Source organism: Acanthopleuribacter pedis (assembly GCF_017377855.1).
Taxonomy (GTDB): domain Bacteria; phylum Acidobacteriota; class Holophagae; order Acanthopleuribacterales; family Acanthopleuribacteraceae; genus Acanthopleuribacter; species Acanthopleuribacter pedis.
On the sequence record NZ_JAFREP010000001.1, the window covers coordinates 355507 to 375131 of the forward strand.

Sequence of the window (19625 nt, forward strand, 5' to 3'; positions counted from 1 at the left end):
GTCTGTTTAACCCGAGCCGGTCATATAAAAACGGAACACCGCGGTGAATACGATCCCCACCAAAAACAGGGTGGGCACCTCGTTGAGCAAACGACACTGTTTCGAGGTGAGGTACACATCGTCTTTCTCGAAGCGGCGGCGGGTTTTGCCAACGAAACCGGTGTAACCCGCCAGCATCAACAACATCGTCAGTTTGATGTGCAACCAGGGTTGCTTAAACAAATGCGGCTGCATCGCCAGCATACTGAAACCAAAGACAAAGGTCGCCACCATCCCGGGGACGGTGATGATTTTGTAGAGCTTGCGCTCCATGGTTTTGAGCATGGTGACGCAGCCGGCGTCGTCCTTGTTTTCCGTGTGGTACACGAACAGGCGGAACATGTAAAACAGACCCGCGAACCAGGTCACCATCGCGATCAGGTGCAGGGCTTTGAGCGACAAATACATGATTGCCTCGGTTGCTACAGATCGTCGTGACGGAAGTTTTTCACCGTTTCCACAAAAGCGGCCACGTTTTCAATCGGCGTTTCCTTGTGAATGCCGTGGCCGAGGTTGGCGATGTACCCGGATTGACCGTGGTTAATCTCCAGCATGGCTTTGGTGCGGCGAATGACGTAATCCTTGTCGGCAAACAAAATCATCGGATCGAGGTTGCCCTGGACGGCGTAGTCTTCGCCCAGGATGCGGCGCGATTCGGCCAAGGGCATGGTCCAATCGAGGCCGATCACATCCGCTTCCGAGGTACGCAGGAAGCTGCGGTAGTGGGCCGCGTTTTTGATGAACAAAATGCGCGGGACACCCAGCATGCTGGTGCGTTCGAGGATCTTTTTAATGTAGGGGAACACGAACTGCAGGTAATCGTAGGCGGAGAGCGCGCCGCCCCAGCTGTCGAAAATTTGGATGGCGTTGGCGCCGGCCGCGACCTGTGCTTTGAGGTATTCAATCGTGCTGAGCGTGAAATGTTTCATCAGCGCGCGGAAGGCGACGGGATTGGCGTACATCCAGCGGCGCACGTATTCAAACGTGGAGCCACCGTGACCTTGAATCGCGTAACAGGCCAGTGTAAAAGGTGCGCCGCAAAAGCCGATCAGGGCTTTGGACGGGTCCAGCTTGGCGCGGGTCATGCTAATCGCTTCGCCCAGGTAGGTTAAGTCTTTGCTGTAGTCCGGTTCGCCAAGGGCGGCCACGTCGGCCTCGGTACGGACCGGGTTGTCGATGACCGGGCCTTCGCCTTTGGCGAAACGCAGTTGCAGACCCATCGGCATCAGCGGCAGCAAGATGTCGGCGAAAATGATGGCGGCATCCACGTCGAAGCGTCGAATCGGTTGCAGCGTCACCTCGGTGACCACCTCGGGGTTGGCGCACATTTCCAGAAAGGAATATTTGGCGCGGATCTCGCGGTACTCGGGTAAATAACGGCCGGCCTGGCGCATAAACCAAATGGGTGGGCGCGGCGTGGGCTTTCGATAACAGGCATCAATAAAAATCATGAAACGATTCCCTCCTCAACGGCGGCTTTTATCCCGTCCAACAGCATGTCCAGCTCGGTGGTGGTCATGGCGGCGTTCAGGAAACCGACCTCGTAGGACGACGGCGCCATATAAATGCCGCGGTCCAACATCAAACGATGCAATTTTCCGTAGATCTCGCCGCTTTCGGCGGCAATGGCTTCAGCCGTGCGCGGTGCTTGCGCCCGTTTGAAGTAGAACCAGAACAGGGAACCCAGGCGAATGAAACCGAGGTCGGCCACATCGGCCAACAGGGCTTCCATGCGCGGGTCCAGATAGGCACCCAGCTTTTCGATCACGGCGGGTACGTCGGCCTCGTAGTACGCTTTTAAGGTTGCGTACCCCGCGGCCATGGCCACCGGGTTGCCCGACAAGGTGCCGGCCTGGTAGACCTTCCCGAGTGGGGCGATGTGGTGCATGATCTCGGCGCGACCGCCGTAGGCACCGACCGGCATGCCGCCGCCGATGACCTTGCCCAGGCAGACCAAGTCCGGTTGGACGCCGTAATGGGCGTAAGCCATGACTTCCGGCATGCGGAACCCGGCAAGCACTTCGTCGAAAATCAGCAAGGCGCCGTATTGATCGCACAAGCGGCGCAGGCCCGCGATGTATTCGTGGCTCTGGATGAGCAAACCGTTGTTGGCGGGCACGCCTTCAATGACGACGGCCGCGATTTGCTCGCCGATCTCGGCAAACAGTTTTTGCAGGCCCTCAAGGTCGTCAAGTGGCGCAAGCGCGGTGAGTTCGGCAAAGGCGTCCGGGACCCCGGCCGAGGCGGCGGTGCCGAAAGTGGCCAAGCCGCTGCCCGCGTCGACCAGCAAATAATCCACGTGACCGTGGTAGCAGCCGCGGAATTTCAAAATCTTGTCACGGCCGGTGGTGCCGCGGGCCAGCCGAATCGCCGACATCACCGCTTCCGTTCCGCTGTTCACAAAACGCATCATTTCGACCGCATCCAGCTTATCGGCAACCAGTTGGGCCAGCGCGACTTCTTCTTTGACCGGGGTTCCGAAGGTCCAGCCGCGTCCAACCACCTCGGTGATGGCGGCTTGAACCTCGGGATGACGGTGACCCAGGACCAGGGGACCCCAGGAACCGCAAAAATCGAGGTACCGGTTGCCGTCGGCGTCGAATAAATAGGTGCCTTCGCCTTTTTCCATGAAAATCGGGGTTCCGCCGACGGAGCGAAATGCGCGCACGGGTGAGTTTACACCCGCGGGCAGTACTTTAACCGCTTGGTCATAAAGTGTTTGCGAGTTTTTCATGATCGTCCTTGCGTGACTTTCGAGAAGTGTGGGAGTTGACGTGTACCGACCGGGTTCGTCGTGAAACGAACGGAAATTTTGCCGTTTATTCTCTTGCTTTCAGGGCCAACTGATCTGGAGCCGGCAACTCTCGGATCAATGCGGCCGTCTCTGGGCGGCTGGGCTGAAAATCAATGGTCCATCCGAGCCGGCGAACCGTTGCTGCTGTTGACGGACCGATAACCGCGACTCTGGGTGGGGACGTTTGAAAGGAACTGAAATAATCCAACGCGGTTGTAGGTGCCTGGAAATATACCATGCTGTTTGGGGCAACGGGAGGAAAAACTTTGGAAAGTTTACGGGTCGCATAAACCTTATATAAAGTGCATTCTCCATCGGGGAAAGCGTCGGGAACGGTCGCTTTGGTTTTGTTGCCGCACAGGAACAGCAGGCGTGTTGGGCGGGTGCCGATTCGTTGCCGCAAACGGGTGACCAATTCGTCCGCGTTGGCCGGTGGCGCGTCGCGAAACCAACAGTCCGCCGCCTCGAGTAATGCGTGGGTGGCGGCGCCGACGGCGGCGACCGGCGGCGCGTTGGGCGGCGCGTGGTCGGCGAACCATTTGGCGGCTTGTTTCGAGGTAATGACCACCGCCTCGTGGTGTGGCCAATCCGGCGGTTCGCTCGGCGGTTGGAAAACCACCTTGCGAAACGGCAGGTGCCCGACGGTCCAGCCTTTCGCCTGCAAGGCCTGGCGAACCTCGATTGGGACGGGATCAAGTTGCGTGAAGAGAAATTGCATGCTTCACGGTCCTTGGTTTAGGTGAGTTTCAGCGCCTCGAGCGTTTCGTCGACCAAGGTGGTGATGTCCGCGGCGCGGTGTTGGAAACGCAAGGGTTCATCCGAATTCCCGTGGGCGCCGCGGAACACGCGGATTTGAAATGCGCCGTCCACCGCCTCGATGTACACGCCGAGCGGCATTTGGCAGCCGCCTTCCATGGCGCGGAGCACGCGGCGTTCGCCGTCGCTGGCGGCGGCGCTGGGCGCGTGGTGAAGGAAATCGAGCGCGCGGGTTTCATTCTCGCGAACCTGCATCGCCAGGGCACCCTGGGCCGGGGCCGGGACCAGTTCGTCCACTGAAAGTGGGTAGAAATGGAGATCGTCTTGTTGGATGTCGAGACGGTTCAGACCCGCTTGGGCCAGCACGATCACATCGGCGGCGCCGTCGACCATTTTCTGGATGCGGGTGGGCACGTTGCCGCGGATGGGCACAAACTCAGCCTCGGGCGAGTGAACCTTGAGGCCGGCGACGCGGCGATTGGAGCTGGTGCCGACGGTTAAGCCGTTGAGGTTAAAGGTGCCGTCGGCGTTTTTACCGAGCGGTTTTTTGCTGACCAGGCAGTCGCGGGCGTCTTCCCGTTCGGGGATGGCGACGATTTTAAGACCGGGCGGTGATTGGGTTGGCAGATCTTTGAGGCAGTGAACCGCCAGGTCAACATCGCCGTTGAGCAGGGCGTGTTCGATTTCCGCGGTAAAAAAACCTTTGCCTTCCATTTTGTCGAAGCGGTCTTTAACCACGTCGCCCTTGGTGCGGATGATGTCGATTTGTGCTTCGTAACCGTTTTCTTTAAGTTGTGCTTGCGTCCAGTTGGCTTGCCATAGTGCGAGCTTACTGCCGCGGGTGCCGATTTTAATCATGATACCTGCGATTTAAAGAGTGGGGATTTCTCGGCAATCTGGCGGGTATAGGCGTCGACCGCCTCGGGGCCCAATTCTTTGGCCACCCCTTTCAGGCCGAGGATCGGGATATTGGTCAACTTCTTGACCAGGACGTTGATCGTGGCTTGCAATTCTTCGGTCAACTCGTCGCCCAGTTGGGCCTGCTTGCTTTTGAGCAGGTGGTTGAGCGCGCGTTCGCCGGTTTCGCGGAAGTGATTGGAAATGGCCTTGTTGTAGTTGGCGAGGTCGAGGTCCAACCAAGCCTGCTCCACTTTTTTGAGGCCTTCGACAAACAGCGGTTCGGCCTTGGGGATTTCGGCCTGGCGGGCGGCGCGGTTGGCGGCCAGGATCTCTTCCATTTGGGCCAAATCGAAGTAGCTGATGCCGGGCAGTGTGTCGGCTTCGACGTCCACGTCGCGGGGCAGGGCCGCGTCCATCACCAACGCCTCGGGGTTGTGTTTTTCGAACCAGCTTTTGCTGAACAGGGCGTGGGGCGCACCGGTGGCCGTGATCATCACGTCGAAGGGGACCGGTTCGGCGATGAAATCGCGAAGGGCGATTGCGCTGCCCTCGTATTCTTCGGCCAGTGCCGTGGGCAGGGTTCGGTTCACGAAAATGAGCTCAAAATCTTTGGACTTAACGAAGGTGGGCAAAATGCTGGTGATAAAGTGGCCGGCACCCACGAAAACCAAGCGTTTGCTGCTTTTGCCACTTACTTGTTCGCGTGCTTTGCGGTGGGCCAGTGAACCCATGGACACCACGTTTTTGGTGATGTTGGTTTGGTGGCGAACCTGTTTGGAAACGCGCAGCGCCATGTCGATCAAAATGTTCAGGCGTGAACCCAGGTGGCCGTGTTTCTTGGCGCTGCGGGCCTGGTCCTTAATCTGTTTGGTGATTTCGGTTTCGCCGAGCACCATTGAGTCCAAAGAGCCGGCCACCTTGAACAGGTGTTTGACGGCCTCGGCGTCGCGGTAATGGTAAAAATCGCCGACGGAAAGGGTGTGGTCCATGGAGGTTGCGGCCGCGTTCAAAAAGGCGGCACAAAAAGCGGTGTCGTCCGCCGTGGCTGCTTCGGGGGCGTAAATGACAAACTCACGACGATTACAGGTTTGCAAAAAGAAGATCTCTTCGATGGCCAGGGCTTCGCGAATTTCCGTCAAGAATTGGGAAATTTGCGCCGGCTGTTGCCATTGAACCTTGGCAACCCGTTCGAGTTCTGTGCGTTTGAAACTTGTTCCGATGATGTGTAATGCGTCGTTCATGGCTCCCACCGTGTTGGGCGCGACTTGGGCCGCGCGATGTTCTTAATCTACACCAGAAGGAGGGGTGGCGCCGCAAAAGCCGGCGTTAAATCTTGTTGACGTCGTTCACAAAAAGTTCACATCGCGAAACGGTGAGTTAAGTGTCTTGAGGCAATAGATTTAGCTTGTGTCTTTCAAAAGCTTTGGCGCCGATTTAAATAGGATAAAAACGATACCAATTGTCTTTTGTCCAAATTTGACATTTTTTGCGACTTGATTTTGGTGTTTATTTGTGGTCTGTTCGGGGTCTAATTGTCGTTAAAAATTGAACTTTTTGGCGATCTGGATGTCGAGGCTGAAATCCACCGCCGGCCCGTCGCCGGTTAGATCTTCCGCGAAGGAGATTTGCGCCTGCCAATCTTTGCCCCAGTGACGGCGCCAGCCTACCGTGAAATTCACCGAATCATCCTCCAGGTTCTCTAAACCCGTGTTTTGAAATGGCGAGCCGCCCCAGTCGAGTTGGGCCAGGAGCGACGACTTTTCGCCCGTGTTGCGCTCCAGCGCGACGGAAAGGAAGGGGAAACCCCCGTTTTGGACGGCCCGCCAGGCCTCGGGGCGGCCGATGCTCACCCAGGCCGCTTGCAGGTGCAGGTGGTGTTTGCGACCGCGGCGTTGGACCAACAGGTTGAGGCCCGCGTCTGTTTCACCGCTCGACCAGTTATCGGCGCCCCAGGGCGGTTTGATTTGCAAGCTCGCCGCGACCGTGAGGCGCGGGCCTTTGCGAATCTGTTTTTTGAGGGTAATCACCGGATCGCTGAAGCCGCCGACCGGATCGCGGAAATCGATGAGGGCCGGGCCGACGCTGGGCCCTAGGAAAAAGGAATAGGTGTTGTTGGGTACATCCTCGCGGTTGTCGTTGGGCAGGTTGAGCAGGCCGTGGTATTCCTGTATGAAATGGTCCAAAAAGCCACCGCGGGTTTCGTGGTAACGCCATTCCGTGCTGATTTCCCAGCCTCTGCCGAAGCCGTAGCCGCGTTCCAGGTGAAAGGTCCACAGCTCAAAATCAATGTTTTGTACAAAACCCTCGTTGCTCTCGCGCTCGAAGACGTTGGTGTAGGTGTTGCCCAATGAGAACCGCGAGGTGCCCGCGCTCAGGACCGCCGCGGTGTCGACCCGCGGGCTGAGGAACCGTTGGTAAACCGGGTTGCGTTCGCGGATGTGGAACGGGCCCAGTGGTTCCCCGGCGGGGAGCGGGGTTGGGACGAGCAACAGAAGCGACACTAAGGCGCACACAATCAGATGGTTCAAGGGGGATCCTTTGTCAGCCCGGGTTCTAGGTTGGGGAAAAGATCATGCTAACACGGGGATCAATTCTCGTTATACTGTTCAGCCCAATGGACCGGTTTTTGTGGCCGGGACCCCTCGAACGGAGCAGGTACCGTGAACAACGCCGAACTCTTATCCTCGTTTCCTATTTATGTGGGGGACGGCCTAACCCCCTGGCAGCAGGCCGGTATTCTGGCCGAACCCGGCGGCGGCAAAACCCTGGAAGATTTTCGCACCTTGTCGTCGGCCGACCCCATCGTCCGCGCCCATTATCCCGCGACCGCCGATGCCGACGCGGTGGCTACCAAACGCTGGCAAAAGGCCCAGCGCGCCGAAAGTCAGTTCTGGCGCACCTGGCGGCAAAACACGCTTTACAAAGACGTGTCGCTTTATGATTTCTGGCTGGAAGTGGTCGAAAAAACCGGCGGTCCGCTTGCGCCGGGTCGCACCCTCGACGTCGGTTGCGGTCCGGTATCCGTGCTGAATTTTGTGCGCCCCAAGGGCATGCAGCCTTTTGGGTTAGATCCCTTGGCCGAGGTGTATGCCCGCGAGAAGTTGATCGAGTGTCGCGACGATGTGCGGCCGATGCCGATTGCCGGTTTGCCCGCGGAACGCATGCCTTTTTTAGATGAATCCCTGGACCAAGTGATTTGCCTGAACGTGCTTGACCATGTCAGCGATGCGCCGCGGGTGCTGGCGGAAATCCATCGGGTCCTCAAAAAGGACGGTTACCTGCGCCTGTACGTTCACACCTTTGCTTCTTGGATCAAACGCTTTTTGTTTTTTGATACGCCCCATACCTACCATTGGGATCATGAAGAATTTAAGGCCTTGGTCGAAGCCGGCGGTTTTAAAATCGTGCATGAACTGATGGAACCCAAAACCTTCGATCTGCCCGAAACGCTGTTGGGCAAACTGGGGTTTTTCCCCTACTGGGTTGCGACCAAGGTGGCTTATACCAGCTACTTTAAGGTGCAACGTGTTTAGCCCCGTGGTTGCCGAGGTGTGCCGGTGAAAGCCGGCGCAACGGGCCGGTCCGTCCTGCCCGTAGAAACCGTCCTGCCGCAAGTGGCCGAGGCCTTGCGGCGTCATCGTGCCGTGGTTTTGGAAGCACCCACCGGCAGCGGGAAAACCACCCGCGTGCCGCCTTTTCTGTACCGTTCCGGGTTGCTCGGCGACGGCCAACTCGTGATGCTTCAACCGCGACGGGTCGCCGCCCGCGCCTGTGCGCGCGCCATTGCCGATCAACTGGACAGTCACCTCGGTGATTTGGTCGGTTACCAAGTGCGCTTCGAGCGCCGGGTTTCCGCCAAAACGCGTGTGGCCGTGGTGACCGAGGGCATTTTGACGCGCCGGTTTATCAGCGATTCTTTGCTCGAAGGCGTTTCCTGTGTGGTGCTCGATGAGTTCCACGAACGCTCGATTCACACCGATACCCTGCTCGCCTTCCTCCACGAATTGCGGCAGTTGCGCGACGACCTCACGATTGTGGTGATGTCGGCCACCCTGCGCGGCGAGGCGATTGCCGCTTATTTGGGCGACTGCCCGATTGTGCGCGCGGAGGGGCGGCTGTTTCCCCTTGAAACCAGCTACTTACCTTTGCCCAAGCGCCACGCGTTTGGGGAGGGCGTCGCCGACGCTTTGCGGCAACTGTTTTCCGTGAATGACGACGGCGGGCATGTGCTGGTGTTTCTCCCGGGGGTGCCGGAAATTGAACGGGTTCGCCGCTTTTTGGCCGAGGGTGCTTGGCCCGCCGAGGTAACCTGTTTGCACGGGTCTTTGAGCAGCGAGGAACAGGACCGCGTGCTGGCGCCGGGCGGACCGCGCCGCATCATTTTGGCCACCAATGTTGCCGAGACCTCGCTCACCATCTACGGTGTCAGCGCCGTCATCGACGCCGGTTACCACAAACAAATGACCTACGACGTGTTTCGCGGCCTGAACCGTCTCGAAATGAAACGCATCAGTCTGGCGAGCGCGGTGCAGCGGGCCGGCCGTGCCGGTCGTCAACGCGCCGGTCGGGTGATTCGTCTTTGGGACCCAACCCAGCAAGCCCTGTTGGAAGCGGAGGAACGCGCGGAAATCCACCGTGTCGATTTATGCGATCACCTGTTGCCGATCATTGACTTCCACGGCCCCAACTTGGCCGATTTCCCTTTTTTTGAGCCGCCCGCGGCGGCGAGTCTGGATGAATCGCTGAAGGTGCTGCACATGTTGGGCGCCCTCGATCCAGCCGGGCGTCTCACCGAAAAAGGCAGAACCATGACCGCCTTCCCGCTGCATCCGCGGTTGGCCTCGATGGCGGCCTTCGCGGCCGAACACGGCGGGCTCGAGCACGCGCTGGCCCTGTGTGCGGTGCTCCCAGAGCTCCCGCGCGAAGATCACCGCGGTCTGCCCGAGCATGTTGAGGATTTCCGGGTTTGGTTGGCGGATCCCCGCGGCCGACCGCCTTTTCCCGGCGCCCGCACGGCCCAACGCGGGTTGCGGCAGCTCGAACGCCTGGCCAAAAAAACCTGGCCGAGGGCAAAAGCGCGCGCAAACTTGCGCGATGAGGACCTCGCCCTCTGGCTCCTGCAGGGTTACCCCGACCGTTTGTTCCGTGTCACCGCGCCGGGCGCGGCCGTGGGCGGTGGTGGTCGTGGTGTCACCCTGCCCAATGATCACCTTAAGGTCGGCCAACTCTTTTTAGCCCTCGAATTACGCGACGGCAAAGGCGGCGCCCGCGCCGGTCGCATCGTGCCTGTCGCGGCCACATGGCTCGACGCTTATCTCGAGGTGGAAACCCGGCTTGTTGCCGTTTACGATCCGCGGCGCCAAGCCGTCGTCGGAAAACGGCAACGCTGGGTCGGTGATTTTCTGGTTGGTGAAAAAGAAGGGGTGAAGGTCGATGATGTCGCCGTTGCCGAGGCATTGGCCGATGCGGCGGGTGCCGACTGGGAACGGGTCTTTCAGCCCGACGACCGTGCCAAGCGCCTGCTTTGCCGCTTGCAACTGGCCCACCAACACCTTGCCGATGATACCGATTGGCCCGCCGTTGACCCGCCCGGTTTGCAAGCGCTGCTGCGTGACCATTGTTTCGGCAAACGTTCGCTCGCCGATCTGCGCAAGCTCAATTGGTACGATCTGCTCCTGCAGCAGGTTCCCTGGTCCGCCCGCGAACTGTTGGATCGCGAACTGCCGGAAAAACTCACCGTGCCTTCCGGTAGCCGCATCACCGTCGACTACGAGGCCGCGCTCGGTCCGGCGGGCCGGCCGATTCTCGCCGCGCGCATCCAAGAAATGTTCGGACTCCAGCAGACGCCGCGGCTCGCCCGCGGCCGTCTCCCGGTGCTTTGCCACTTGCTCGCGCCCAGCCGTCGCCCGGTCCAGGTCACCGAGGATTTGGCCAACTTCTGGCGCAGTGGATACGCCGAGGTGCGCAAGGAGTTGCGCGCCCGGTACGCCAAACACTATTGGCCGGAAAACCCGCTGGAGGCGGAGGCGATACGGGGTGTCCGCCCCAGGAAGAAGTGAAAAATGTTTCGTATTGCCTTAGTAGTCTATTAAAATTTTAGTAAAATTATGAAAATGATATTAGTTTGATTCCGTTAGCGAGAAGTGGGATTTGATGTTTTTGACCCTTCATGGCTGTGATTAGGAGCGACTTTAGAAAAGCCAGTTTTCTTGGGTCATAAACCCTTCTAGGTTAAGAGTTTTTATCCCGAAATGTTCGCAGATAGTAGGTATTTTGGCTGAGTTTTTTCTGTACCTTTCTTCTGTTACGACTATTCCTTCTCTAACCTTTGCGGATGCAATAAGGAAAGGATCAGCCACCGGCTTGCCTTCAAAAAGTTGCTTCTTTCGTACCATGTCTCTGAAGTTTTTAGTCTCGAAGATCTCGACGACAAAGAAAGTTTCTTGTTGGCTGGGGGCCAGGAAAATAGCTTTGTTGTTTTTTACCCAGTCTAAGAAGTCGTCCTGGTCTGCTCCTCTCGTTACTTCCTCGTAAGCTTCTTTGACTGAAATGATAGATCCGTTCTTTATATACTCATCGATCTTGGTCCAAAAACTGGGGAAGCGGCTGGGATATATTTTAGACATTTCATTGAATGAGTTTGAATCGAAAATATACAATCTAAACTCCCAGAAAGATGTTTTCGAGCTTGCTTAAGTTTCTTGCTTTAATACCGAAGTGGTCAGCTAGAGTGCTTTTATTGATTTGGCCTGAGTAATATTTTTTAAAGCACAGACTGAGGAATGCGTCTCCAAGGTATGTTGCCTGTGTTCTGTAGTAGTCTCCGCCGCCTTTTCCTTTCGTCCTGTTGTGCCATTCACTGTTCCATTTTTCTCTTTTCTCTTGGTATTGATTCTTGTCAATCTGGTTGTGGTCAAGAAGCTTGCGGAAAATAACTTCTCTGCTCACATTGAAGGTATTTGCAATGCTTTTGACGCTTTCTTCTGAGCCATCATAGACTTTCATACAGAATTTGAACTCATGTGATGGGACGAGAAATTCAGCGGCAAAACGGTTGCAGACTAACTCTGTATCATAGTCGTCCTGTTGAAGGTGGTCCATATATTTTAAGTCGTCTTTTGTATAGCCGTTAAAGCTGGAGAGAATGTGGCCTAGTTCATGAAAAAGTGTGAAAATCTGGCGGCTCTTTGAAGTAGAGTTATTGATGCATATTATCGGAAAGTTATGGTCGGTGAGACAAAATCCGTTGATAGATTTTTGCTTGAGCGATCTTTTGAATACGAAAATTCCTGATGATTCTATTGCAAGGCGCCAGTTCTTTAATGCAGTTGTTACATTTGGCCATGATGATTGGGTTTCCAGAGTTATGCCAAGATGTTGACGGACCATTTTGCAAACTTTTATAATGTTGCTATTCTTGGATAGCTTTACCTTTCTAGAGAGTAGGTTTTCTGATGGGTTTTTCCCCTCAGTTAACTCTCTTAAGCTTTCCTGGCGAGCTTGCATTGCTCGGATACTGAATAGTGTGTCGGGTTCAAAGCTTTCTACCTCAGATTCTGGTATTAGCCTGAAATCGACTTTGGGGTCTTTGTCTTTTGGGGGGTCGGGGAAAAAGAAAACAGCCAGAGGGACTTTGTAAATGCTGTAAGCGATTTTTTCCAGTTGGGCATATGTTGGATGATCCCTTTCCTCTTCCCATGAAAGAATGACTTGGCTATCCTTTGAGAGCTTTTCTGCTACCTGATCAAGCGACAGGTTGGAGCGTTTTCTTGCCCATTCGAGGACTTGCCCATTGACTGCGGTAATTTTTGCTCCCAAAGGTTAGCCTCCAAAAGATTTTGGATATCTTAACATTTAAACAGGGCGACCAAAAATAGAGAACTGAACCTTAGGGTCTGGGGTCGGGAGGTTTCAGCTCATTTATCGGCTACAGCTCAGCAGCTTGTTCGGTTAGTCCATGTAAGTCTTGCAGGGATTTTTGGGGAGGTTCTGAGTCTCTGGGGAGAGAAAAGATGTCTCGTTTGGTGAATTGTGGTGAGGGGGGGGGCTTGGCCGGAGCCTTCCCAAATCTGGCTTTTTCTTTGTGTCTCGAAATCAGTTGGCCTGTCCATTTCCCAAACCATCCCAATTGCGTTAAGCTATGCATCCGAAAAACAATGCAAATGACGCGAAGCCGATTCGAGGTGTCCATGATTACTGAAGCTTTTATTCGAGATTTGCCCAAAACCGACCTCCACGTTCACCTGGACGGGTCCCTGCGGATCCCCAGCCTGATCGAAATGGCCAAGCAGTATAAGGTCGAGTTGCCCTCCTACACCGAGGAAGGCCTGCGCGAGTTGGTTTTTAAAGACGGTTACGCCGACCTCAACGAGTACCTTCACGGCTTCAAATACACCTGCGGTGTTTTGCGCGACCCCGAGGCCTTGGAACGCGTGTCCTACGAACTGGCCTGGGACAATATCAATGAAGGGGTTCGCTACATGGAAGTGCGTTTTGCACCCATGTTGAGTGTGAACGAGAACATGAACCTGGAAGACGTGCTTACCGCGGTGGACAAGGGCATGCGTCGTGCCAAACGCGAGTTCAACGACCGCCTCTTGCACGAGAACAGCAACGAGCCGCCTTTTGAATACGGCCTGATTACTTGCGCGATGCGGTTTTTCACCGGCGGCTTCAGCCCCTACTACCAAAAAATCAGCGAGGCCCACCAGTACATGCCGCAACGGCAACTCTACGGCCTGGCCAGTCTGGAATTGGCGCGCGCGGTCATCGCGATCCGCGATCAAACCGGCTTGCCCATCGTTGGCTTTGACCTGGCAGGCGCTGAATACGGCTATCCCGCCGAGGATCACCAGGAAGCTTTTGACTACGTTCACCAGCATTTCATGAAAAAAACCGTCCACGCCGGTGAGGCCTACGGTCCCGAGTCCATTTTCCAGGCGATCACCAAGCTCCACGCCGACCGCATCGGCCACGGTTACCATCTGCTCAACGAGGACTACATCAAACATCCCGGCATTGAGGACCGCGCCGCTTACGTGCGCAACCTCTGTCAGTACATCGCCGATTCGCGCCTCACCATCGAAGTCTGCCTTTCCTCCAACATGGATACCGACCCCAATTTGGCCTCCATCGCCGATCACCCCTTCCGTCAAATGAAGGAACTCAAGCTGTCGACCACCCTGTGTACCGACAACCGATTGATCAGCCACACCAACGTCACCCGGGAACTCAAGCTGGCCGTTGACCACTTCGGCCTTTCCAATCGCGATCTGAAGAGCATTATTGTCTACGGTTTCAAGCGGGGATTCTTCCCTCGTGATTACCGACAAAAACGCATCTTTGTGCGCCGAATCATTAACTACTACCACGAGATGGAAAAGAAACACAAAATCGACGTGGCACCTGTTAATGAATATTAGGCGATCCGCTTAAAACACGTGCTTTAGGCGCCGGTTGTCGCGTGAGGGCGGGCGGCGTCGAGTTGACAGTCAGCCACTTTGAACCAATATTGGACCGACACACCTTGATCAGGGGGGTCTCGGTCGTGAACCATATTGTTGGAAGTGAAGATGTATTGTTCTGAAGCGCTTTTTGAGCGGATGCAGGTCCTTGAAGACCACGAACATGAGGAACGACCGCTGCTGAAAGGCATGCGTTGCGCCGCCGTTTTGATCCCCATCCTCAAGAAACAAGCGTTCCCCATTCTCTACACCCTGCGCAGTCAACATCTACGCCACCACGCCGGCCAGTTCAGTTTTCCCGGCGGCGTGGTTGAAGAGGGCGAAACCCCATGGCAGGCCGCCTTGCGCGAGGCCCATGAGGAGATTGGCCTTGAGGCGCGTGACGTCACTCGGTTGGGGCGCATCTCCGACGCCTACTCGCCGCGCGGTTTTCACATTGAGTGTTTTGTCGCCATGGTGGAACCTTTTGAACCGGAACTCAACCTGGAAGAAGTCGAACGCGTGATAGAGGTTGATATGCATCAACTCTTCGACCCAAAACGCCATTCCTACCGACCTTGGAATAAGGATGAGCGCCACCACATCCATTATTTCGATTTCGAGGAAGGTCTGGTTTGGGGGGTGACCGGCAGGATCACCGCCAATTTACGTGAGGCGCTGCAATAGGTGTTGCCGGTGATTTGGTTTACAATGAATGGCTTGATGATTGAGTGGGTGAACCTTGAAACGACCGAACAATTTTGACGACATTATTAACAACCGAGTCAACAGCGACAAAACCGGCGAACCTTTTACCGCCTGTAGTATGTGTGATACCAAGCTAACCCAGAGCGATCTGTTTGTGATTGCCAAGGCCTATCACGGCGCCCGCTGCGTGATCGAAACCGTGCAGTGTTTGGCTTGCCAGATGGAATCGCGGGGTTACGCCTCGGAGCAATCGACCGAAAACATCATGTTGTACAGTGGTCGTCGTTTTAACGATTTCATCAAGGATCCGATTCAGCGCAAGCTCTACCATATAGAAGATCCCAACTGCTTGATTTCGGGCGAGCACCTCAAGATGGCCGATACCTTTGAACTTTATTCGTTTAACTTGCCGGGTGCTGATTTGGACGATTCCAACTTTTTATTCGTCGGCCCTACCGCGATTGAGCAGATGGGCGAGTTGTTGTCGGAGGAAACGCGCAAGTCCTGGGGCCGTCGCGTCGAGGAAATGGCACCCGACAGCCCGGAAATCATCATCTCGCCCGTCTTCGGATTATGATTTTCGAATAGGATTGGCTTTGCCTTAGTGTGGCTTGGCTTGGTATCCGCTTATTGCTTAGGATAATAGGATGAATAGAGGAAGGGCGATTGAGTTGCGATTGCCTGGTGTTGCCTGGGTGCGCCTTGGATGAGGTGTCGCGATTGGATAGGGGTTGAACCTAAGAAGCGCGATAACTCGCGGTGATTTTAGCTAAACCTCTGGGCTACAACGGCCTGTAAAAATGCTCACCGCACCCAGTGGGTGCAGTCGTGCGCGACCCCGGTCCGCTTTTTCCAAACCATTTCGCTCCAGATCTTTAGCCAAAATCCCTCGCTCTTATCGCGCTTCTTAGGTTGAATAAGGTGGTGTGTTCGCGCTTTGGAAGAGGGCGCACGGTGTGAGCGTGTTTGAATTTGATTGAACGTTCTTGACGTGTGGCGTGCCGCGCCGGCAACTCTCGATGAGGATGGTGTTTCATCTGAGTGCACCGCCTCATGGTGTCAGATCCATTCATCGCGGAAAGGCGTTGGGTGGGGTGGTCGCTTGATCGCGCCAAGTTATCCAAGGCGGAACCGGGAAACACGAAGCCGGCGGACCCAATCGCCCATCCTCGATTTATCTTCCCATCCTAAGAGAAAAACGAATCCCAAGCCCTGTAAAATGGGGCGCCTGTTCGGCAGGGCGCTCATCCAGCCAAGGCGAACAAGGCACCCAACCATCCAGGCATCCAGAAAAGGGAAGCCGCCGCCGCGCCGGGGGTCGGAATCCCTGGGCGCGACGGCGGCTCGCCTTGACGCTGGTTGCCTTGTTCTCAGTTCATCCTAGTCGGGGAGACTGTTTAGGAAGGCCGCGATGTCGCGGAACCACTGGCGGGTGTTGCGTTCACCCGTGCCGATCACGTCAAAGTGATCCCAGTTGCCCAGTACCCCGAAGTGCTGCCAGACGCCCCGTTGCGGGCTGCCGTTCCAGCCGCGAATCGTTGCGTTGCTGCCGAGGTCGGGACCGTCCATGCTGAGGGTGTTGACGATGCCGTCGTTTTGATACCAGTCGCTGTTGATGCGGATGCCGGTGACCGTGGTGCCTTTGTAGGCGCCCATGAACAGGGCCATGGGTTGGAACGGCAGGAACATCAAGAGTTCGGGGTAGTGGTGGCCCGTGAAAATACCGCGGTAGGTGGCCTCCGTACCGTAGGAGAAGTAGTAAACCTCGCTGATGGTTTCAAACCGTTGGTTGATCTCGCGGGCGCCGTCCGGGCTCAGGTCCCAGGCGCTGATGTCGCGCATGTCGGGCTGCCAGACACGGCTGTTCCAAACGCGGCGGTTGTAGCTGGAGAAGCTTTCACCCGCCTCGCGGCGCAGACCCCAGTGGTCGAGTTTGAAGTCGTAAACCAGGGCGTCACTCAAGACGCCGGCCAAGGAAGCGATGGCCGCGATCAGGTCTTTGGCGAACGGCACAAAGGTGGTGATACCCGTGGCCAGGGTGGTGCCGTCGTGGGGGGCGGCCAAGGTCATGGCCGAGGAGACCCAGTCGGCGCGACCACCGTAGAAGATGCTGTCCGGCTCGCTTTCGCCGTCGCGTTGGGCCGGATCACCGTACTTCAGTAGGTGGGCCAGAACGCGAACGGTTTGGCCGCCTTGGCTGTGGGCCAGCAGATGGATTTTGTTGCGTTTGCCGTTGGTGGTGCGGCCCCAATCCTCGTAGAGACCCCGGTGGTAGGTTTTGCCAAAGCGGTCGTGGCCGTGGATGCGGGCGTGCTCCGCGCCGTAATCCACGCGGGTGCCGAGGATTTGTGCGTAAAGTTCGCAAGCGCGATCCCAGTTACTGGAAACGGGGCCGACCGCCGCGGTGTGAACCTGGTAGCCGCGGTTGTTGAGGTCGGTTTCCGTGTCATAAAAACCGCCCCAGTATTTGAAGCCGAGCAATTCGTCGCGGCCCCAGCCCAGGAAGCCGTGGACCAGAACCAGGGGGTACCCGTTGCCGCCGGCTTTGTGGCGGATGCTTTGGAGGGCTGGGTCGACAAATTCAGGTTCTTGTTCTTGGACATGGGGTTCAATCGCGGGAGGGACTTGGAATTCGTAATGGATGTGGGGGTCTTGTTGGATGGTGAGCGCGTCGTATTGGAAACCGTGTGTGTTCAGGGCGTGAGCCTCGCCGGCTTGCAAGAAGGCCGGCGAAGAGGAGAGCAGCAGCAATACTGAAAGGACCATTTTGTGAATAGTCATGGTGACTAACTCCTGAAATATGCCGCGCGGAGACATTAATGAAGTGCGCATGGAACAGCGCGGCAAAAAATGATGAATGTGTAAAAGAATGAGAACGTGGAAAGAAAATAACCTTTACATTTGCGCTTGGCAAGTCTCTTTATGTAAAAAAATGAAGACATGCTCAATTGCTGACGTGGGTGTCATTATGTGATCTGCCAACGCTTAGCGGTTATCTCTGCTTTCTGCTTATGTAAAAATGTAAAGGTGTTGCGGGTCACTTTTAGAAGTTGCAACTTTATGGCAGGGCTGATTTGTTTTGAGGAATATGCTGATTTTATCGAGATTTATTATCTTTGCAGTGATGCTGTGCTGTGACATAAAAAGTGTGAATTTCGCCGCTGTGCGTCAGGTTTGGGTGGGAAAAGCGCCTTTATCGGCTTTATTCTCCTGGGGTTACTGACATGGCTTGCCCCTTTGCGATACCATAGGGGGCGCCTCTTGCTTCCCAGCAATGAAAGCGGTGGGGTTGTCCGGTTCCCGGCGGTTGCCTCGCGTTGATGGAGGATGCGTGTTTGCCCGTTTTTCGAAGAAACCGATTACCATCAAGGAATTGAGCGAGCAGGTGGTGCGCCAAGTGAAGCGCAACGCCCAGACGCTGATGCATCGCCAAGTCTATTACCGCTATATCGAAGTATTTCTTAGCGAAGCCGATTTTGAGTACTGGTTACCCTTTCGCGATCAGCTCATTGAACAGCTCAAGCAAGAGCTTTCGCGGCAGATCATGAACAAAGACGAACCCTACCAACCTGTGCTGGATATCTTCCGCGCGGAGAACAACAAAACCCATATATCGGGCGGTTTTTAACCTTGCGAACCCAGGGATTTTTGACCATTCAACAGCACGACGGGCCGCTTCTCGCGGCCATGCTTCGTCAAGATTTGGTACACGAAGCGTTGTTTCCCGGTGTGCCCTTGCGTTTTAGCTGGAACGGCGCCCGCGCCAACCTCACCGTGCGCAGTACCCTTAAAGACGAGCACATTGTTTTTCTCAAGCCTGGCACCAAGGCGGTGATCCTCGAAATGGGTGTGCGTTACGAAACCTCGCAAAGTGTGGCGCGTTTCCAGCGCGAGCCCCATGTGCTTTCCGCCATGGAAGCGGAGGAATTGGAATTTTGTGACCGTTACCTGCCCGCCTCGGCCGACCGCGCCCGTGTTCTCGCTTTTTTTTACCAGCTCCAAAACAAGCCGCTCCAAGCCGGTATCTATTTCGAAAAGGCGATTCACGCGCCGGATACCAACCCAACCCATTTTCTTGCCGCACTTTCGGCTTTTTCTCGATTAGGCGAGCACGGCTGGGTTGAGCGTTTGTTGCACTTGGTGCGCTCGCGGTTTCCCGCCTCGGCCGCCATCAAACAGTGGGAATACACTTACCGCGACCGGCAGTTGCGTTACCGCCATCTCTCGGCGCTGTACCAACAATCCATGCTCACCTCGCTTAGCCCCACGGAAATTCATTACCTTACCTGCCCGCCCTTCACGCTGGCGTTCCCGGCCGATACCAGCAACAACTTGGTGCAACTGTGTAAGGAGGCCTTGTTGCGGGGGCGTCGCCAACTGCGTGAGTACAGCGATTTTCCAAGTTCGGTTCAGGTGCGCTTGGATTCGTGGAGCACGCCGCGTCATCCCCATGCGCGCGGTTTTTTTAGCGGCGATACCATCGTCATTAACCGCGATTTTTTCCAGGGCAACGACGCCTCCGAGCAGTTGCAGGCCACGGTGAAACACGAGCTGATCCACTTCCTCAACGCCTTTTTGGCGGAAAGCCGCGATTTGCCCACGCCGCCGCGCTGGCTCGACGAGGGTTTGGCTTATTACCTCACCGAGATGTCGTTCCGCCAGGCCGATCCGCGTTTGTTTGGTTCGTTGGCGGCGTTGAATCAAGCGTTGGAGAACCCCACCGCGTCCAACCACGAGGCGGCCTGTCGTTGTGCCGCGGCCTTTGTGGCCTATTGCCTGCACGCCCTGAAAATTGAAAACCCCATCACCGCCGCCAAGCATTTGTTGCCGATGCAGGAAGCCATGTTCCTGGACAGCTACGGACATTTCCTGAAACGCACCGTGGGCTAAGCTTATTTAGCAGTGTGATTTGGCCACAACGGATCAACCGGGATCCATACATCCGCCGTGCTGGACCAACGGAAAATCAGGCGACACTAAAACTG

17 protein-coding genes are annotated in these 19625 nt (G+C 56.0%); 7 read left to right on the forward strand and 10 right to left on the reverse strand.

What is annotated here, in order from left to right; all coding sequences use genetic code 11:
- Window positions 1-6: 6 nt before the first annotated feature.
- The 7 genes from hemJ to J3U88_RS01235 all read right to left on the reverse strand — a co-directional run bounded on the left by hemJ (window position 7) and on the right by J3U88_RS01235 (window position 7017).
- Window positions 7-447, reverse strand: coding sequence for a protoporphyrinogen oxidase HemJ (gene hemJ, locus J3U88_RS01205; protein WP_207856293.1), 441 nt, complete (start codon window positions 445-447; stop codon window positions 7-9).
- 14 nt (window positions 448-461) lie between these two features.
- Window positions 462-1490, reverse strand: a complete 1029-nt coding sequence (hemE, locus tag J3U88_RS01210; RefSeq protein ID WP_207856294.1) for a uroporphyrinogen decarboxylase — start codon at window positions 1488-1490, stop codon at window positions 462-464.
- On the reverse strand, window positions 1487-2773 hold the full coding sequence (hemL, locus tag J3U88_RS01215; RefSeq protein ID WP_207856295.1) for a glutamate-1-semialdehyde 2,1-aminomutase: 1287 nt from the start codon (window positions 2771-2773) through the stop codon (window positions 1487-1489). Before hemL ends, hemE begins: the two co-directional genes overlap by 4 nt.
- 85 nt (window positions 2774-2858) lie before the next feature.
- Window positions 2859-3551: a uroporphyrinogen-III synthase gene (locus J3U88_RS01220; RefSeq protein WP_207856296.1), complete on the reverse strand. Its 693-nt coding sequence runs from the start codon at window positions 3549-3551 to the stop codon at window positions 2859-2861.
- 17 nt (window positions 3552-3568) lie between these two features.
- On the reverse strand, window positions 3569-4447 hold the full coding sequence (gene hemC / locus J3U88_RS01225) for a hydroxymethylbilane synthase (RefSeq protein ID WP_207856297.1): 879 nt from the start codon (window positions 4445-4447) through the stop codon (window positions 3569-3571).
- Complete coding sequence (gene hemA, locus J3U88_RS01230) at window positions 4444-5730, reverse strand: glutamyl-tRNA reductase (protein WP_207856298.1); 1287 nt, start codon at window positions 5728-5730, stop codon at window positions 4444-4446. Before hemA ends, hemC begins: the two co-directional genes overlap by 4 nt.
- Before the next feature lie 297 nt (window positions 5731-6027).
- On the reverse strand, window positions 6028-7017 hold the full coding sequence (locus tag J3U88_RS01235) for a DUF3187 family protein (RefSeq protein WP_207856299.1): 990 nt from the start codon (window positions 7015-7017) through the stop codon (window positions 6028-6030).
- A gap of 132 nt (window positions 7018-7149) precedes the next feature.
- Between J3U88_RS01235 and J3U88_RS01240 the strand changes: the two genes are divergently transcribed.
- Both J3U88_RS01240 and hrpB read left to right on the forward strand, forming a co-directional pair.
- Window positions 7150-8022 (forward strand): methyltransferase domain-containing protein, encoded by an 873-nt coding sequence (locus J3U88_RS01240; protein WP_207856300.1) that lies wholly within the window; start codon window positions 7150-7152, stop codon window positions 8020-8022.
- Between the two features lie 24 nt (window positions 8023-8046).
- Window positions 8047-10548: an ATP-dependent helicase HrpB gene (gene hrpB, locus J3U88_RS01245; RefSeq protein WP_207856301.1), complete on the forward strand. Its 2502-nt coding sequence runs from the start codon at window positions 8047-8049 to the stop codon at window positions 10546-10548.
- A gap of 132 nt (window positions 10549-10680) precedes the next feature.
- On the opposite strand, the gene J3U88_RS01250 is transcribed toward hrpB, so the two are convergent.
- Window positions 10681-11148 (reverse strand): PIN domain-containing protein, encoded by a 468-nt coding sequence (locus J3U88_RS01250; RefSeq protein WP_207856302.1) that lies wholly within the window; start codon window positions 11146-11148, stop codon window positions 10681-10683.
- 1 nt (window position 11149) lies between these two features.
- The gene (locus tag J3U88_RS01255) at window positions 11150-12307 is read right to left on the reverse strand and encodes an XRE family transcriptional regulator (RefSeq protein ID WP_207856303.1); all 1158 of its coding nucleotides are present in this window, start codon (window positions 12305-12307) and stop codon (window positions 11150-11152) included.
- 371 nt (window positions 12308-12678) lie between these two features.
- Between J3U88_RS01255 and J3U88_RS01260 the strand changes: the two genes are divergently transcribed.
- From J3U88_RS01260 to J3U88_RS01270, 3 genes are all read left to right on the forward strand, one after another.
- Entirely contained in the window at window positions 12679-13911 is a 1233-nt protein-coding gene (locus tag J3U88_RS01260; RefSeq protein WP_207856304.1) for an adenosine deaminase family protein, read from the forward strand.
- 150 nt (window positions 13912-14061) lie between these two features.
- Window positions 14062-14619 carry an NUDIX hydrolase gene (locus tag J3U88_RS01265; RefSeq protein WP_279382447.1) on the forward strand — a complete coding sequence of 186 codons (558 nt, stop codon included), beginning with the start codon at window positions 14062-14064 and terminating at the stop codon, window positions 14617-14619.
- Window positions 14620-14674: 55 nt separating this feature from the next.
- Complete coding sequence (locus tag J3U88_RS01270) at window positions 14675-15217, forward strand: hypothetical protein (protein ID WP_207856305.1); 543 nt, start codon at window positions 14675-14677, stop codon at window positions 15215-15217.
- An 803-nt stretch (window positions 15218-16020) separates the two neighbouring features.
- Here J3U88_RS01270 and J3U88_RS01275 read toward each other — a convergent pair.
- Entirely contained in the window at window positions 16021-17421 is a 1401-nt protein-coding gene (locus J3U88_RS01275) for an esterase/lipase family protein (protein WP_207856306.1), read from the reverse strand.
- Between the two features lie 550 nt (window positions 17422-17971).
- On the opposite strand from J3U88_RS01275, the gene J3U88_RS01280 reads away from it, so the two are divergent.
- Window positions 17972-18268, forward strand: a complete 297-nt coding sequence (locus J3U88_RS01280) for an FhaA domain-containing protein (protein WP_207856307.1) — start codon at window positions 17972-17974, stop codon at window positions 18266-18268.
- A 20-nt stretch (window positions 18269-18288) separates the two neighbouring features.
- Window positions 18289-19530, forward strand: a complete 1242-nt coding sequence (locus tag J3U88_RS01285) for a hypothetical protein (RefSeq protein ID WP_207856308.1) — start codon at window positions 18289-18291, stop codon at window positions 19528-19530.
- The last annotated feature ends 95 nt before the right edge of the window (window positions 19531-19625 follow it).